The following is a 15,749-nucleotide window of genomic DNA, read 5'->3' as shown; positions in this document are numbered from 1 at the left end:
ATCAACAGGCAGGGGCCTTGTTCACATCGAATCAACCTATCAGTAGATCAAGCATGACCCGTCGTCGCGTCGTCGTCACAGGCCTGGGCCTGGTTACCCCCGTGGGCAACAACGTTCAGGAATCCTGGTCGAATCTGGTTGCAGGGCAATCCGGCATCCAAACCATTACCAAGTTCGACGCTTCGGCGTTCGCCTGCCAGTTCGCGGGCGAGGTCAAGGGCTTCAACATCGAGGATTACATCCCCGCCAAAGAAGCCCGTCACATGGACACCTTCATCCATTACGGTCTGGCTGCATCCATGCAGGCTGTCCGTGATGCGGGCCTGCCCACGGGCGAGGCCCTGAAGCCCGAACTGGCCGAACGCATTGGCGTGATGGTCGGCTCCGGCATTGGCGGTCTGCCCATGATCGAGCAGACCCACAAGGAATACAGCGAACGCGGCCCACGCCGCATCTCGCCTTTCTTCGTGCCCGCCTCCATCATCAACATGATCTCGGGTCACGTGTCCATCCAGTACGGCTTCAAGGGCCCGAACATCGGCGTGGTCACGGCTTGCACCACCGGCCTGCATGCCATCGGCCTGGCCGCTCGCATGATCGAGTATGGTGACGCAGACATCATGGTGGCTGGTGGCGCCGAGTCCACCGTGTCGCCGTTGGGTATTGGTGGCTTTGCCGCCGCCCGTGCGCTGTCGACCCGCAATGATGACCCCAAGACGGCCTCGCGTCCCTGGGACAAGGACCGCGACGGCTTCGTGCTGGGCGAGGGCGCCGGCGTGATGGTGCTCGAAGAGTACGAAAGCGCCAAGGCTCGCGGCGCGAAGATCTATGCAGAACTGGTCGGCTTCGGTATGACCGGCGATGCCTATCACATGACCGCCCCCGACGTGGATGGCCCCAAGCGTTCCATGCTGGCGGCCCTGCGCAATGCGGGCATCAACCCCGATCAGGTGCATTACCTGAACGCGCACGGCACGTCCACGCCGCTGGGTGACGTGAACGAAACCAACGCCATCAAGGCGGCGTTTGGTGACCATGCCAAGAACCTGGTCGTGAACTCGACCAAGTCCATGACTGGCCATTTGCTGGGCGGTGCTGGTGGCATTGAATCCGTGTTCACGGCCCTGGCTGTGCACCACCAGGTGTCGCCACCCACCATCAACATCTTCAACCAGGACCCCGAGTGCGACCTGGACTACTGCGCCAACACCGCACGTGAGATGAAGATCGATGTGGCGCTCAAGAACAACTTCGGCTTTGGTGGCACCAACGGCTCGCTGGTGTTCAAGCGCGTTTGACGCCCGGGTGAGCCAGGCTCTCTTGCACGGATCAAGTCGGCATGGCCACGAACCCCTTGATGAAGCCCGCTTCCTGGGCGATCTGGTCCGGCTCCGGTGGCATTCCCACCGTGCAGCGGGCGGCTGCCGCATTCTGGCTGGCAGGCACCATCATGCTGATGGCCTGGGTAGCCGGGCTGTGGCATGAGGCGGTGATCTGGGGGGCGTCGCCCCTCTTGCTGATTTCCGGTTTGTCTGTGGCGGTGGTGTGGTGCTGGCTGGCCTGGTCCACATGGTCAACCTGGCGCGCAGACCGTACGCAGTTGACCCTGATCTGGACGGGCCCGGTTCGCGAGAACCCGGATGAGCTCACTGGCGTCGCTGGCTGGATCGGGGGCTTTCGCCTGGCGCAATGGGACGCCTCCGTCAAGGTAGAGGCCGTGCTGGATCTGCAGCGCTGGATGCTGTTGCGGGTGACCGCAACCAGCGGGGCGCCCAGGCAATCCTGGTTGTGGCTGGAGACCTCGGCCCGCAGCCCTTTGCATCAACTGCGCACGCTGGTTTACCTGCCTGCGCGCCTGACGGCCATAGCGGGCAGCGCCACGCCCGGCAATGGGGGAGCAGGCCAGTGGCTGCGCCATGCGGTGGCATCATGGGCGCACTCATTCAAATCAGGATCCAAGTTGCGTTCATCTGTCATCCCGCCTCGTACGGTGCAAGGCGTCAACACCTTGTCCTTGCCCTCCGAGTCCACTTTCCCTTCTACGTTGGTCATGCGTGAGGAAGACGCGCTGGATCCGCGCCCTGCCGTCCGCGCCGGAGAACGCGTGTGACGCCCCATGAACCCCAAGGCCCCGGTGCCGATGAGCCCGGCCAGCTGCCGGATCAGGTGTTGCCCGAGCCAGGTATCCGCGTAGCGGCTGCCACGGACGGGGCCGAGCGCATGGGGCTGGCCGAGCCCATCGTGGATGTCGATGCCGCCCTGGTGGAGCGTGTACAGCGCGGCGACCAGAAGGCCTTTGAAATGCTGGTGGTGAAGTACCAGCGTCGCATCGAACGCCTGATCGCGCGGATGGTGCGTGACGTCGATCTGGTCGAAGACATCGCGCAAGAGGCCTTCATCCGGGCTTATCGGGCCTTGCCCAATTTCCGCGGTGAGAGCGCGTTTTACACCTGGCTCTACCGCATCGCCGTCAACACGGCCAAAAAGGCCATGATCGGCCTCAAGCGTGATCCTGTTCTCACCGAATCAGCCATGGCGGCTGTCAACGAGGAGGATGAGGGCGCTTCTCGCGTTGAAAACGAGCTGAGTGACGGTGAAACACCGGAATCTGTGCTGGCCAGCCGGCAGATTGCCGAAACCGTGAACGCAGCGATCGAGTCGCTGTCGGAAGACTTGCGTCAGGCGATCACCCTGCGCGAAATCGAGGGCCTGAGCTACGAGGAAATCTCCGAGCTCATGAACTGCCCCATCGGCACGGTCCGCTCCCGGATCTTCCGGGCGCGCGAGGCCATTGCAACCAGACTGAGACCTTTGCTCGACACCCGCCAGGGCGAGCGCTGGTAAATGTAAAACTCAGTGAACTTTTTTCCCTGAGCCTGATCTGTTCACCATGTGGATGACCTTGGATGTGTCATCCGTGTGGCGAATCTGGAGCAAACCCTCATGTCTGACCGTTTCAGTGACAGTGATGCAGAGCGTGAAGCGTTGTCGGCCCTGGCCGATGGCGAGGCCCAGTCTCAGGAAGTGGCCCGAGCATGCGCCGCCTGGCGCGATCACGCTGATGCGCGGGCGAACTGGCATGCGTACCAATTGATTGGTGACGTGATGCGTTCCGATGATCTGGCCCAGGCCGGTTCCGGTGAAACTTTCCTGAAGAACTTCCGTGAGCGCCTGGCTCAGGAGCCGGTGGTGCTGGCGCCGAGCGCTGCACAGGCTCAGCGTCCCGTGCAGGACAAGGTCGTGGCGCTGAACCAGGCCAGGCCGCTGAAGCGCCGTGCGTGGGCCGGCCCCATGAGCGTGGCGGCCGGTTTTGCGCTGGTGGTTGGCGCAATGCTGTCTTCGCAGATCTTGCCGGGAGGCCCCCAGGGCGGCGATGCCGGCATGGCGCAGTCCGGCCCGGTGGGCGGCGGCGCGCTGTCGCTGGCCAGCGCAGGTCAGTGGTCTGTCAACGGCTTCGTGCCGGACGCGTCGCGCGCATCAACCCTCACCGTGGGTGACGGTGCTTCATTCCAGCAACCTGGCGAGGTCGTGCTGATCCGCAATCCGCAGCTTGACCAGGCTTTGGCCATGCAGCGCGCCAACCAGTGGGGTGATGGGTCATTCCAGGGGCAGGGCGCCCTGACACGTCAGGTGGTGTTCGACGGCCGCTGAAGCAGCCGTTTTCTCCGCCTCTCAGGCCGCGTTCAGCTCTCGGGCTGATTGCGGCCTTTGACATTGCGTCGCGTCTTTACCTGACTTCACACGCGCCTGATGAACTGTCAGCCGCAAGTTGGTCTCCTACGTTGTAGTTTCTGTCCTTCCGTTTTTTTGTCAAACGAGGTTTTGCAAATGACGTCCTCTCTGCAGTCTGGTTCTTCGACCCGTTCTGTTGTTCGCCGTACCTTGGTGGTCGGCGCGGTGGTCTCGGCCGTCGGCCTGGTGCTGAGCTCCAGCTTGTTCCCGCATGCGTCTCAGGCCCAACAGCCTGCGACAACGTTCAGCGCACCGGCACCCCAGGCAACGCAGCCACCGGTGATCGTCAAGGGCTTGCCCGATTTCACCGAGCTGGTTGAGCGTGTGGGCCCCTCGGTGGTCAGCATCCGCACCACTCAACGTGTGGTGGAAGATGCCGATGAGGGCGACGATGAAGCCGATGCGCAGATGCGCGAGTTCTTCAAGCGCTTCTTTGGCACACCCATGCCGGGTCAGACACCGCGCAGGAGCGCGCCCAAAAAGGGTGGAGATCAAGGTGAAGAGCGCCCCCGTGGCGTGGGCTCGGGTTTCATCCTGAGCCCTGATGGTTATGTGATGACCAACGCCCACGTGGTGGATGGCGCCGATGAGGTGTACGTCAACCTGACCGACAAGCGCGAGTTCAAGGCCAAGGTGGTGGGCGTGGACAAGCGCACCGACGTGGCCGTGCTCAAGATCCAGGCGTCCAAGCTACCTGCCGTCTCGATTGGTGACGTCAGCAGGTTGAAGGTCGGCGAGTGGGTGATGGCCATCGGCACGCCCTTCGGGCTGGACAACACGGTGACGGCAGGTATCGTCAGTGCCAAGGCGCGCGATACCGGTGAAGAGATCCGCTTCATCCAGACTGACGTGGCGGTGAACCCGGGTAACTCGGGCGGCCCTCTGATCAACATGCGTGGCGAGGTGGTGGGCATCAACTCGCAGATCCTCAGCCGCTCTGGTGGCTTCATGGGGATCTCGCTGTCGATCCCCATTGACGACGCCATGAAGGTGGCCGAGCAACTGCGTGCAGGCGGCAAGGTGATTCGCGGCCGCATTGGTGTGGCCATTGCGCCGGTGACCAAGGACGTGGCCGAATCCATTGGCCTTGGCAAGCCGGTGGGCGCGCTGGTGCAAAGTGTTGAAGCGGGCACACCTTCCGAGAAAGCCGGCCTGGAGGCGGGCGACATCATCACCAAGTTTGCAGGCCAGGCCATCGAGAAGGCGCAGGACCTGCCTCGCCTGGTAGGGGCGACCAAGCCGGGTACCAGGACCTCCATTCAAGTCTTCCGCCGCGGCAGCTACAAGGATCTGAGCATCACCGTGGCCGAGTTGGACTCATCCGGCAAGGCCAAGGATGACAAGGCTGACTCAGGCAAGGCGGACGCCAAGCTGGCCGCTTCTGCGCTGGGCTTGAAGATCATTGACCTCAATGCAGACCAGAAGCGCGAGCTCAAGCAAAACGGCGGCGTGCTGGTGGAAGGCGTCGAGGGCCCCGCTGCACGTGCGGGCTTGCGCCCTGGTGATGTGGTGCTGGCCGTGGCCAACGTCCAGATCAGTGGCGTCAAGGAATTCGAAGCTGTGCTGGCCAAGCTCGACCGGTCTCGCCCTGTGAGCGTGCTGGTGCGCCGTGGCGAGTGGGCGCAGTACGCGGTGATTCGACCGAACGCCAAGTAATGGTCAAGTGATGACCACGTGACGGCCAGGTCAACCCTGGCGCCTGCAGGGTGGGGTGGGGCGCTCCCCAGCCTGCCCCGAAGGCCGCCCTGATCGGTACCCGAGACCCGATCAGGGTTTTTTATTGCGGAAAATTCGCCGAAAACTTGATCGATTTCATGGGTTGTTGGCTGGCCTCTACACCCCGTTTTGCTGTTGATAACTGAGCGGTAGGGCTTGGGAATGCCCGTACAATCCCCGGGCTGACGAACCCCCCCTCAAGAAGCAAGCAAAAACACCAAAGTTACCCACATTGGTCTGTTGATAACTTGTGGATAACGTTTTTTGAGGGCCTCGCAACATCCCCGTATATGGCTGTGACGCGGCCTTTTCGGGGGGGCTTTTCGATACAATGAAAGTCCAACAAGCAGTTGCCATACGTTTTTGTTGGAAGGCGCGTCACTCCTTTGGACGTGCCTTTTTTTTATGAATCACATCCGTAATTTTTCGATCATTGCCCACATCGACCACGGCAAGTCCACGCTGGCCGATCGCATCATCCAGCGCTGCGGGGGCTTGAGTGACCGTGAGATGGAAGCACAGGTTCTCGACTCGATGGACATCGAGCGCGAACGTGGCATCACCATCAAGGCGCAGACCGCTGCGCTGCAATACAAGGCCAAGGACGGCCAGGTCTACAACCTCAACCTGATCGACACCCCGGGCCATGTGGACTTCTCTTATGAAGTGAGCCGCTCGCTGTCCGCATGTGAAGGCGCTTTGCTCGTTGTGGACGCCAGCCAGGGCGTGGAAGCCCAGACGGTGGCCAACTGCTACACCGCGCTCGATCTGGGCGTGGAGGTGGTGCCCGTCCTCAACAAGATGGACTTGCCTCAGGCTGACCCTGAGCGCGCCAAGGCCGAGATCGAAGACGTCATCGGCATCGACGCCACCGACGGCATCCCTTGCTCGGCCAAGACCGGCATGGGTGTGGACGAGATCCTCGAAGCTGTGGTGGCACGCATCCCACCGCCCAAGGGTGATCCTGATGGCCCGCTGCGCGCCATGATCATCGACTCGTGGTTCGACAACTACGTGGGCGTGGTGATGCTGGTGCGCGTGGTCGATGGCCAGTTGCGCAAGGGTGAACGCATCCGCATGATGGCCTCCAACGCCGTCTACCCGGCCGAGCACCTGGGCGTGTTCTCGCCCAAGTCTGAAAACCGTGACGCGCTCAAGGCAGGCGAGGTGGGTTTCATCATCGCCGGCATCAAGGAGTTGCAGGCGGCCAAGGTGGGCGACACCGTCACCGTTGAAAAGAAGCTGCCCAATAACGCAGGCCCGGCTACCGAGGCGCTGCCCGGCTTCAAGGAAATCCAGCCGCAGGTGTTCGCGGGCTTGTACCCCACCGAGGCCAGCGAGTACGACCAGCTGCGTGACGCGCTGGAAAAGCTCAAGCTCAATGATTCCTCGCTGCGCTATGAGCCTGAGGTGTCGCAAGCGCTGGGCTTTGGCTTTCGCTGCGGTTTCCTCGGCCTGCTGCACATGGAGATCGTGCAGGAGCGCCTGGAGCGCGAGTTCGATCAGGACCTGATCACGACGGCGCCCAGCGTGGTCTACCAGGTCGAGCTCAATGGCGGCGAGGTCATCGAGGTCGAGAACCCCTCGAAGATGCCCGAGGTGGCCAAGATCAAGGAGATCCGCGAGCCCATCGTCACCGTGCACCTGTACATGCCGCAAGACTATGTCGGCCCGGTGATGACGCTGGCCAACCAGAAGCGTGGCGTGCAGCTCAACATGGCCTATCACGGCCGCCAGGTCATGCTGACCTACGAGATGCCGCTGGCCGAAATCGTGCTGGACTTCTTCGACAAGCTCAAGAGCGTGTCGCGTGGTTACGCCTCCATGGACTACGAGTTCAAGGAGTACCGGGCCTCGGACGTGGTCAAGGTCGACCTGATGATCAACGGGGACCGCGTGGACGCGCTGTCGATCATCGTGCACCGCGCGCAAAGCCAGTACCGTGGCCGCGCCGTGGCGGCCAAGATGCGCGAACAGATCCCGCGCCAGATGTACGACGTGGCGATTCAGGCGGCCATTGGCGGCAACATCATTGCGCGTGAAAACATCAAGGCGCTTCGCAAGAACGTGCTGGCAAAATGCTACGGCGGTGACATCACCCGCAAGAAGAAACTGCTCGAAAAACAAAAGGCCGGTAAAAAGCGCATGAAGCAGGTGGGCTCCGTCGAGGTGCCGCAAGAAGCTTTCCTGGCCATCCTTCAAGTGGACGATTGATGAGTTTGATCACAGGTGTGTTGTACGCTGCGCTGCTGGCGTACCTGGGGGGCTGGTACGTCGGCCAATGGCAGGGTAACTTTTCCCTGTTGCTGTTCGTGCTGACGCTGGTCACGCTGGTCTACTGGCTGGCCGAGCGCTACAAGTTCCAGCCGGAGCGGGAGGCTGCCGCAGCCAAGCTGCTGGTTGAGGACGAAGCCCGTCGCAAGCAACTGGCCAGCCAGGGCATCGCGCAGGTGGACGGCAACGTCAGCCAGGCGCGCGAGAAGCTGCTGATGCAGCCCTGGTGGCTGGACTGGACAGCCGGTCTGTTCCCGGTCATCTGCGCCGTGTTCCTGATGCGCTCGTTCCTGTTCGAGCCGTTCAAGATCCCTTCAGGCTCGATGATCCCGACGCTGCTGGTGGGCGACCTCATTCTGGTCAACAAATTCCACTACGGCATCCGCCTGCCGGTGATCAACAAGAAGATCATTTCCAACCACGAGCCGGAACGTGGTGACGTGATGGTGTTCCGCTACCCCGTCAACCCCAGCCTGGACTACATCAAGCGCGTGGTGGGCCTGCCGGGTGACGAGATCGCCTACATCAACAAGCGCCTGACCATCAACGGGACGCCCATCGAACAGACGCCACTGGCCGAGTTCTATGACGAGGACAGCCTGAAGTACTCGCTGCAGTACTCGGAAAACCTCATGGGCGTGAGCCACCGCATCCTGGTGGACAAGGACCGCCCACCGTTCGTGCCACCTCAGGCGATCGAAGATTTCCCCAACAAGGAAAACTGCCGCTACAGTGGCGAGGGCGTGGTCTGCAAGGTGCCGCCGGGTCACTACTTCATGATGGGTGACAACCGCGACAACTCGCAGGACTCCCGTTTCTGGGGCTTTGTGCCTGATGAAAACATCGTGGGCAAGGCATTCGTGATCTGGATGAACTTCAGCGACTTCAAGCGCATCGGTTTTTTCCACTAAGCCAAGACAGACATGATGAATCTGACGTCTCGTCCTCATGCTGCCCGTCGTCCGCAGTCGGGTATTACGCTGGTTGGCCTGCTGTTCTGGGCCGTTCTGATTTCCATGTTCGCCCTGGTCCTGATGAAGGTCTTCCCGGCGGTGACCGAGTACCGGACCATCCAGTCCATGGTGAACAAGGCGGCCCACGATGGTGGCAGCACGGTGCAGGACATTCGCAACGCGTTTGACCGCTCAGCCTCTATCGAATATGGCGTGACCTCCATCACCGCAAAGGATCTGGAGATCACCAAGGAAGACGACAAGGTGGTGGTCAAGTTTGCCTATGACCGGGAGATCGAGTTGATGGACCCGGTGTACCTGCTGCTGAAATTTCATGGGCAGTCCAAGTGAGGCTGGCCTCCTGATGCCGGCTTTTTGGCAATTCACACACCACGGGCCTGAGTTCAGGCCCGCTTTGTTTTGATGGCGACCTCATCTCCAAGCAAAAAAGGTGGCGCAGCCGGCCTTGCATCGCTGTCGCAACCGCTGCAGGCCTTGCAACAGCGGCTGGGGTACACCTTCGCCGATGGCGGTTTGCTGGCGCGTGCCGTGACGCACAAGAGCTTCGGCTCGGATCACTACGAGCGCCTGGAATTCCTGGGCGACGCGGTCTTGAGTCTGGGGGTGTCGGCCTTGCTGTACCGCCGCTTTGACCGCAGCGACGAAGGTGATCTCACCCGCGTGCGTGCCCATCTGGTGCGCCAGGACATGCTGTTCAAGCTGGCTCAGCAACTGGACCTGCCTCAGGTCATGCGCCTGAGCGAGGGCGAGGCCAAGGGCGGCGGGGCGCAGCGCCCATCCATCCTGGCTGACGCGCTGGAAGCCATCATCGGTGCGGTGTACCTGGATGCGGGGTTTGATGCCGCCCGCGATCTGGTGTTGCGCCTGTTCGAGCCACTGGTGGCCGAGTCCACCATGGAGGGCTGGAGCAAGGACGCCAAGACGGCCTTGCAGGAATGGCTGCAAGGGCGCAAGCTGGCCGTGCCGGTCTATCGCATTGAAGAAACGCGCGGCAAGGCGCATGAGCAGACCTTCATCGTCGCTTGTGAATTGCCCGTGCAGGGCCTCGTCGTGACGGGCGAAGGCCTTTCGCGTCGTGCGGCCGAGCAGGCGGCGGCGCAGGCTGCGCTCACGCGTCTGCAAGCCCTGCCATCCAAAGAGTTGCCCAATGGGGCCAAACCGACCGTGGTGGTCAAGAAAAAACGCGTCTGACGCATCGCCCGAACCCAACTGATTGATTGCCATGCCGAAGAAGCCCAGCACACCGACCGAATCCGCCAAACCTGCAAAGACCGCCAAGCCCGTCAAGGCAGGGCCTGCAGCAAAGTCAAGCAAGGCTGCGCCTGCTGCCAAGTCCGCCAAGCCAGCCAAGACGCCCAAGCCCGCTTCGGACAAGGTCAATCCTGATCTGGACGCCATGCTGGCCAACCTGTCCATGGCCAAGAAAAGCGGTGGCGATTCGGCCGCCCCGGCTCTGCAGCAGCGCTGTGGCCTGATCGCCATCATCGGCCGGCCCAATGTGGGCAAGTCCACTTTGCTGAACGCGCTGGTCGGTCAGAAGGTGTCCATCACTTCGCGCAAGGCACAGACCACGCGCCACCGCATCACCGGCATCCGCACGGATGGCGACACGCAGTTCGTGTTCGTGGACACACCGGGCTTCCAGACTCGCCACACGGTGCGTGGTACGGCGGCGCTCAACCGCAACCTGAACAAGACAGTGCAGGCCACCTTGTCGGATGTGGATGTGGTGCTGTTCCTGGTCGAGGCCGGCAAGTTCGGGCCGGATGACGCCAAGGTCGTGGCCTTGCTGCCCAAGGACAAGCCCGTGATCCTCGTGGCCAACAAGCTGGATCTGGTGCACCGTCGCGAGGATCTTTTCCCCTGGTTGCAGGGCATGCAGGCGCATCACACCTTTGCCGAGTTCATCCCCTTGTCTGCCCAGAAAGAGGATGACACCAAGCGGCTCATGGCCGTGGTCAAGCCCTACCTGCCCGAGCAGGCCTGGTGGTACGACGCCGAGGCCCTGACCGACCGCACCGACCGCTTCCTGGCCAGCGAGATCATCCGCGAGAAGCTGTTCCGCCTGACGGGCGACGAGTTGCCTTACACCTCGACCGTGGTGATCGACCTGTACAACGAAGAGCCGCCCCCTCCGGGCAAGCCCAAGGCCACGGGCCTGGTGCGGATCGCGGCGACCATCATCGTCGAGCGCGAGCAGCACAAGGGCATGGTCATTGGCGACAAGGGCGAGCGCCTCAAGCGCATCGGCACCGAGGCGCGCACGGAGCTTGAGCGCCTCATGGGCGTCAAGGTCTTCCTAGAGATCTGGGTGAAGGTGCGCTCGGGCTGGGCAGATGATGAGGCCCGCCTGCGTACCTATGGCTACGAGTGACCTAGGCTGCAAAGGGGCAGGTGGCACGTGGCGCGCGCGTCTCAACGTTCTGGGGTGGCAGCGTATGTGCTGCACAGCCATGACTGGAGCGAATCCAGCCTGATCCTGGATCTGTTCACGCGTGAGCATGGGCGCGTGGTGGCGGTGGCCAAGGGGGCCAAACGGCCTTACTCGCAGTTGCGCCCGGTGTTGATGCCGTTTCAGTGCCTGTCGGTGGTGTTCGGTGTCAAGCGCTCGGAAGACGCGGAGGTCTGGCTCTTGCGGCAGGCCGAATGGGCCGGAGGCCCGGCCTGGCCTGGTGGCGCTGCCTTGCTGCCGGGCTTTTACCTCAATGAGTTGCTGATGCGCCTGATGGTGCGCCACGACCCGCACCCCACCTTGTTTGACGCTTACGTGCAGACATTGCACGCCATGGGTGACCCGGCGCTGTTGCAGGCGGCCCTCCGGGCCTTCGAGTTGACTTTGCTGCGCCAACTGGGGCATCTGCCGCAACTGTCCGTGCAGACGATTGGCAACCAGCCCGTGGTGGCTGGCCAGCCTTACGAGTTGCATCCCGACCTGGGTGTGCGTGAGGCCTTGTGGGTGGGGGAGTCCGGTGCGGGCCCGGTGGTGCTGGATGGGCAGGTGCTGATGGCCATCGAGCAGGCCTTGTCGCTCACAGGCGGCATCCCCACGCTGATGGCAGCCTGCATGCCGGCATTGAGTGAACTCAAAGCCCTGTTGCGCACCTTGATTCACTATCATCTCGGTTCCCAGACGCTGCGCACGCGCCAGCTCATGATGGAGCTTCAACAACCATGACCTACTCTGGCTCTCAACTGACCGCCGTGGACGCACCTTTGCTGGGTGTCAACATCGACCACATCGCCACGGTGCGCAACGCACGCGGCGGGCGTTTTCCCGACCCGGTGGCCGCGGCGCTGCTGGCGGTCGAGGCGGGTGCAGACATCATCACCTTTCACCTGCGCGAAGACCGCCGTCACATCCGCGATGAAGACGTGCAGCGCTTGAAGGCCCATGTGCCCGTGCCCCTGAACTTCGAAGCGGCCGTGACCGACGAGATGCTCGACATCATCGAACGCACGGCCCCTGAGCACGTGTGCCTGGTACCCGAGCGCCGCCAGGAGATCACCACAGAAGGTGGGCTGGATGTGCTGGGGCAACGCAGCCGCATGCAGGATGCCTGTCAGCGTCTGGCAAGGGCAGGTTGCCGCGTGTCGTTGTTCATTGGTGCTGACCCCGCTCAGATCCAGGCGGCTGCTGAAGTGGGCGCCCCTTGCATCGAACTGCACACGGGCGCCCTGGCCAACGCCTGGTGGGACGGGGACGCCGCTTTGCTGGCCCATGAGCTGGATCGACTCAAGGCCGGCCTGAAACTCGGGCGCAGCCTGGGTTTGCGCACGCACGCCGGCCACGGCCTGGCTCTCACGCAAAATCTGCCGGTGGGTGACGAGCTGGTCAAACCCGGCCAGGTCAGCAGCACGGCCCTGGTGGCCGCCTTGCCCGATGTCAGCGAGTTGCACATCGGCCATGCACTGATGGGGCACGCACTGTTCGTGGGCCTGCGTGAGGCCATCGCCGACTTCAAGGCCGAGGCCGTGATTGCGCGCCGCCAGGCATCGTCCAACTGATTCAACCGCATCCATCTCATGAGCAAGAAAATCAAGAACAGCCAGGCCGCTTCTGCCGATCTGCCGCTGGAAACCATCGCCCACGCCCCCGTGGTGCTGGACATCGCCGGCCTGACCCTGGATGACGACGATCGCCGTCGCCTGCTTCATCCGCTGACAGGTGGTCTCATCCTGTTTGCCCGTAATTGGGCCAACCGCGCGCAGTTGACGGCACTGTGTACCGAGATCAAATCCATCCGCCCGGATGTGCTGATCTGCGTGGACCACGAAGGTGGGCGCGTGCAGCGATTCCGCACGGATGGCTTCACCCAGGTGCCGGCCATGCGCAGCCTGGGCGAGATGTGGATGAAAGACGGCAAGGGCGGCGAGGGCGCTGGTGCCATGGCGGCAACGGATGCGGCTACGGCCTGCGGCTACGTGCTGGCCAGCGAGTTGCGTGCCTGTGGTGTGGACCTGACCTTCACGCCCGTGCTGGATCTGGACTGGGGCGAGAGCGGCGTCATTGGCGACCGGGCTTTTGATCGTGATCCCCGTGTCGTGTCCGTGCTGGCCAAGAGCGTCATGCACGGCCTGCTGCTGGCCGGTATGGCCAACTGCGGCAAACATTTCCCCGGCCACGGTTTTGTGAAGGCCGACTCGCATGTGGATGTGCCCATCGACAAGCGCAGCCTCAAGGCCATCCTGTCTGACGACGCCAGGCCTTACGAGTGGCTGAGCACCTCGCTGACCAGCGTGATGCCCGCCCATGTGATCTACCCCAAGGTGGATGCGGCGCCTGCGGGCTTCTCACGCAAATGGTTGCAGGACATCCTGCGCACGCAGATGGGCTTCACAGGCGCCATCTTCAGTGATGACCTCAGCATGGAAGGCGCCAGCGTGGCCGGCAACCACACCCAGGGTGCGATCGCCGCGCTCAACGCGGGCTGCGACATGGTGCTCCTGTGCAACCAGTCGCTCAACGGTGGCAAGCCAGTGGACGCCTTGCTGGACGGCCTGAGTGAAGCACTTGCCCGCGGCGAATGGGTTGCCAGCCCTGACAGCGAAGCGCGCCGCCTGGACCTGCTGCCCCAGACTGCGCCGCTGACCTGGGACGAGTTGATGTACTCGCCCGTGTACCAGCATGCCTTGTTCAAGCTGCCACGTTGATCCGGCGTGATGCCTGATTCAGTTGGCGTAAAGCGACTGAATCAAGGCGTGCTGGCGTTCCAGCACCACCTTGCGCTTGACCTTGAGGGTGGGCGTCAACTCGCCGCCTTCGATGCTGAACGGCTGGGTCAGCACTGCGAACTTGCGGATCTGCGCGACCCTCGCTTGCTGTTCGTTGACGTGGTCTACAGCGTGCTGCAGGGCCTCCAGCACCAGCGGGTGCTTGTGCAGATCGGGCCCAGGTGTCAGGCCATGTGTCCTGGCAAAGTCAGCCAGGCTTTGCGCTTCCAGGGTCAGCAGGGCCGTCAGGTAATTGCGGCCGTCCCCGCACACCACCGCGTATTCGATCAGGTGGCTGTCCATCAAGGCGGCCTCGATGTTGGCGGGCGAGATGTTCTTGCCGCCAGAGGTGATGATCAGGTCCTTCTTGCGGCCGGTGATGTAGACATAACCATCCGCGTCCACGCGACCCAGGTCACCTGTCTGCAACCAGCCATCCACGATGGTTTCGGCTGTGGCGGTAGGCTGCCCCATATAGCCTTTGAAGATGTGCGGGCCCCGGATCAGCAGTTCGCCGTCTTCGGCCACGCGCACCTCGGTGTCTGGCAGGGGCTTGCCCACTGAGCCCACGCGTGTGGAGCCGGGCAAGCTCAGGGTAGACGGGCCACACGCTTCGGATTGCCCGTACAGCTCCCGCACCAGGATGTTGAGGCCGTGGAAGAACTTCAGGCTTTCTGGTGCGATGGGGGCGGCGCCGGTGCTCAACATGCGGGCCTGATCAAACCCCAGGGCCTCCTGGACCTTCTGGAAAATCAGCTTTTGCGCCAGCGACTTTTGCAAATCGAGCCAGAAGCCGGTGGGTTGGCCCGCCATGTCTCGCTCATTCCAGCGTTGGCCTACTGACATGGCCCAGGTGGCCAGCCTGGCCTTCACGCCGGTGGCCTGCTGCAGCTTGGCTTCGATGGCCACCTGCATCTTTTCCCATACGCGTGGCACGCCGAAGAACACGGTGGGCTTGACCTCCTTGAGGTGCTCGCCCAACTGCTCGATGCTCTTGGCAAAGTACACCGCAAAGCCTGCATACACCTGGTTGTGCATGGTGCCCATCTGCTCGGCGATGTGGGCCAGGGGCAGGTAGGACAGCATGCGATCGTTCTCGTCGGCATGGAAGAGCTGGCCCAGCGAGTTCGCTACCCACCAGAGGTTGCCATGGCTGAGCACGACGGCCTTGGAAGGGCCCGTGGTGCCTGAGGTGTAGATCAGCGTGGCGGTGTCTTGCGCCTGAATGGCAGACAGGCGCTTCTGGATCACCAGGTCCTGCTCGGAGGACTGTGCTAGCAAACCGTGTTGCATGAAGTCCTGCCAGGCCAGCGTCTGGCAGGTCGACATGGCCTGCGGCGTGTCGTTGATTTGCACCACGGTGCGCAAGTGCGTCAGGTTCAGCGCGCATGCCTGGACGCGCTCAAAACGGTCTGCATCCTCGATCACCAGCACGGGCGCCTTGCAGTGGTTGAGGATGTAGTCGATGTCGGCGGTAGAGCTGGTCCAGTAGATGCCTACCGGGATGGCGCCGATGCTCATCGCGGCATAGGCCGTGATGGCCCATTCGGGTCGGTTGAAGCTGAGTATGGCAACGGCATCGCCCCGCTCAACCCCCAGGGACAGCAGCGCCCGCGCGGCCTGCTTCACCTGCTGAGCGTATTCCTGCCAGCTGGTTGCCCGCCAGTGTTGCTCGCCTCTGACCCAGTAAGCCGGCCTGCCTGCCAGGTTGCCGGCTGTCTCGAACAGCTTGACAGGGGGGGCGATGAAGTCTGCAAATGTCATTTCCACGTCTGTCTGCTCGCTGGGGGATGAGGGCTGAGATGGCCAGGAGCGTGCGTGCGTCGTTGCGGAAGTAAGGGG

The 15,749-nt window shown here is 62.6% G+C and carries 14 protein-coding genes; 13 read left to right on the top strand and 1 reads right to left on the bottom strand.

The genetic code is table 11. The features are described from left to right. The first annotated feature begins 53 nt into the window (after window positions 1-53). From fabF to nagZ, 13 genes are all read left to right on the top strand, one after another. Window positions 54-1,298 carry a beta-ketoacyl-ACP synthase II gene (gene fabF, locus JY96_RS02480; RefSeq protein WP_035034662.1) on the top strand — a complete coding sequence of 415 codons (1,245 nt, stop codon included), beginning with the start codon at window positions 54-56 and terminating at the stop codon, window positions 1,296-1,298. 41 nt (window positions 1,299-1,339) lie between these two features. Next, the gene (locus JY96_RS02475; protein ID WP_035034659.1) at window positions 1,340-2,110 is read left to right on the top strand and encodes a hypothetical protein; all 771 of its coding nucleotides are present in this window, start codon (window positions 1,340-1,342) and stop codon (window positions 2,108-2,110) included. A 110-nt stretch (window positions 2,111-2,220) separates the two neighbouring features. Beyond that, a complete protein-coding gene (gene rpoE / locus JY96_RS02470) occupies window positions 2,221-2,844 on the top strand; it encodes an RNA polymerase sigma factor RpoE (RefSeq protein ID WP_035040896.1) in 624 nt (207 codons plus the stop codon). 99 nt (window positions 2,845-2,943) lie between these two features. Beyond that, a complete protein-coding gene (locus JY96_RS21875) occupies window positions 2,944-3,651 on the top strand; it encodes a sigma-E factor negative regulatory protein (RefSeq protein ID WP_152606337.1) in 708 nt (235 codons plus the stop codon). A 177-nt stretch (window positions 3,652-3,828) separates the two neighbouring features. Next, window positions 3,829-5,388 carry a DegQ family serine endoprotease gene (locus JY96_RS02460; protein WP_081960973.1) on the top strand — a complete coding sequence of 520 codons (1,560 nt, stop codon included), beginning with the start codon at window positions 3,829-3,831 and terminating at the stop codon, window positions 5,386-5,388. A gap of 465 nt (window positions 5,389-5,853) precedes the next feature. Next, window positions 5,854-7,662 carry a translation elongation factor 4 gene (gene lepA, locus JY96_RS02455; RefSeq protein WP_035034655.1) on the top strand — a complete coding sequence of 603 codons (1,809 nt, stop codon included), beginning with the start codon at window positions 5,854-5,856 and terminating at the stop codon, window positions 7,660-7,662. After that, window positions 7,662-8,633, top strand: a complete 972-nt coding sequence (gene lepB, locus JY96_RS02450) for a signal peptidase I (protein WP_035034653.1) — start codon at window positions 7,662-7,664, stop codon at window positions 8,631-8,633. The genes lepA and lepB overlap by 1 nt, the downstream gene beginning before the upstream one ends. Window positions 8,634-8,645: 12 nt before the next feature. After that, window positions 8,646-9,026, top strand: a complete 381-nt coding sequence (locus JY96_RS02445; RefSeq protein ID WP_235333828.1) for a DUF4845 domain-containing protein — start codon at window positions 8,646-8,648, stop codon at window positions 9,024-9,026. A 72-nt stretch (window positions 9,027-9,098) separates the two neighbouring features. Continuing rightward, complete coding sequence (rnc, locus tag JY96_RS02440) at window positions 9,099-9,887, top strand: ribonuclease III (protein ID WP_052162054.1); 789 nt, start codon at window positions 9,099-9,101, stop codon at window positions 9,885-9,887. A gap of 223 nt (window positions 9,888-10,110) precedes the next feature. Beyond that, on the top strand, window positions 10,111-11,070 hold the full coding sequence (gene era, locus JY96_RS02435) for a GTPase Era (RefSeq protein WP_035040886.1): 960 nt from the start codon (window positions 10,111-10,113) through the stop codon (window positions 11,068-11,070). Between the two features lie 54 nt (window positions 11,071-11,124). Continuing rightward, window positions 11,125-11,871, top strand: a complete 747-nt coding sequence (gene recO, locus JY96_RS02430) for a DNA repair protein RecO (protein ID WP_235333827.1) — start codon at window positions 11,125-11,127, stop codon at window positions 11,869-11,871. Next, a complete protein-coding gene (locus tag JY96_RS02425) occupies window positions 11,868-12,701 on the top strand; it encodes a pyridoxine 5'-phosphate synthase (protein WP_052162053.1) in 834 nt (277 codons plus the stop codon). Before recO ends, JY96_RS02425 begins: the two co-directional genes overlap by 4 nt. An 18-nt stretch (window positions 12,702-12,719) precedes the next feature. After that, window positions 12,720-13,847 carry a beta-N-acetylhexosaminidase gene (gene nagZ / locus JY96_RS02420; protein ID WP_081960971.1) on the top strand — a complete coding sequence of 376 codons (1,128 nt, stop codon included), beginning with the start codon at window positions 12,720-12,722 and terminating at the stop codon, window positions 13,845-13,847. 18 nt (window positions 13,848-13,865) lie between these two features. Here nagZ and JY96_RS02415 read toward each other — a convergent pair whose 3' ends face one another. Continuing rightward, window positions 13,866-15,671, bottom strand: coding sequence for a long-chain fatty acid--CoA ligase (locus JY96_RS02415; protein WP_052162052.1), 1,806 nt, complete (start codon window positions 15,669-15,671; stop codon window positions 13,866-13,868). Window positions 15,672-15,749: the final 78 nt, after the last annotated feature.

The sequence above is a fragment of the Aquabacterium sp. NJ1 genome, from assembly GCF_000768065.1.
Lineage (GTDB): Bacteria > Pseudomonadota > Gammaproteobacteria > Burkholderiales > Burkholderiaceae_C > Aquabacterium.
The sequence above is the reverse complement of the archived record's forward strand: the minus strand, read 5'-3'. Positions and strand labels throughout refer to the sequence as shown.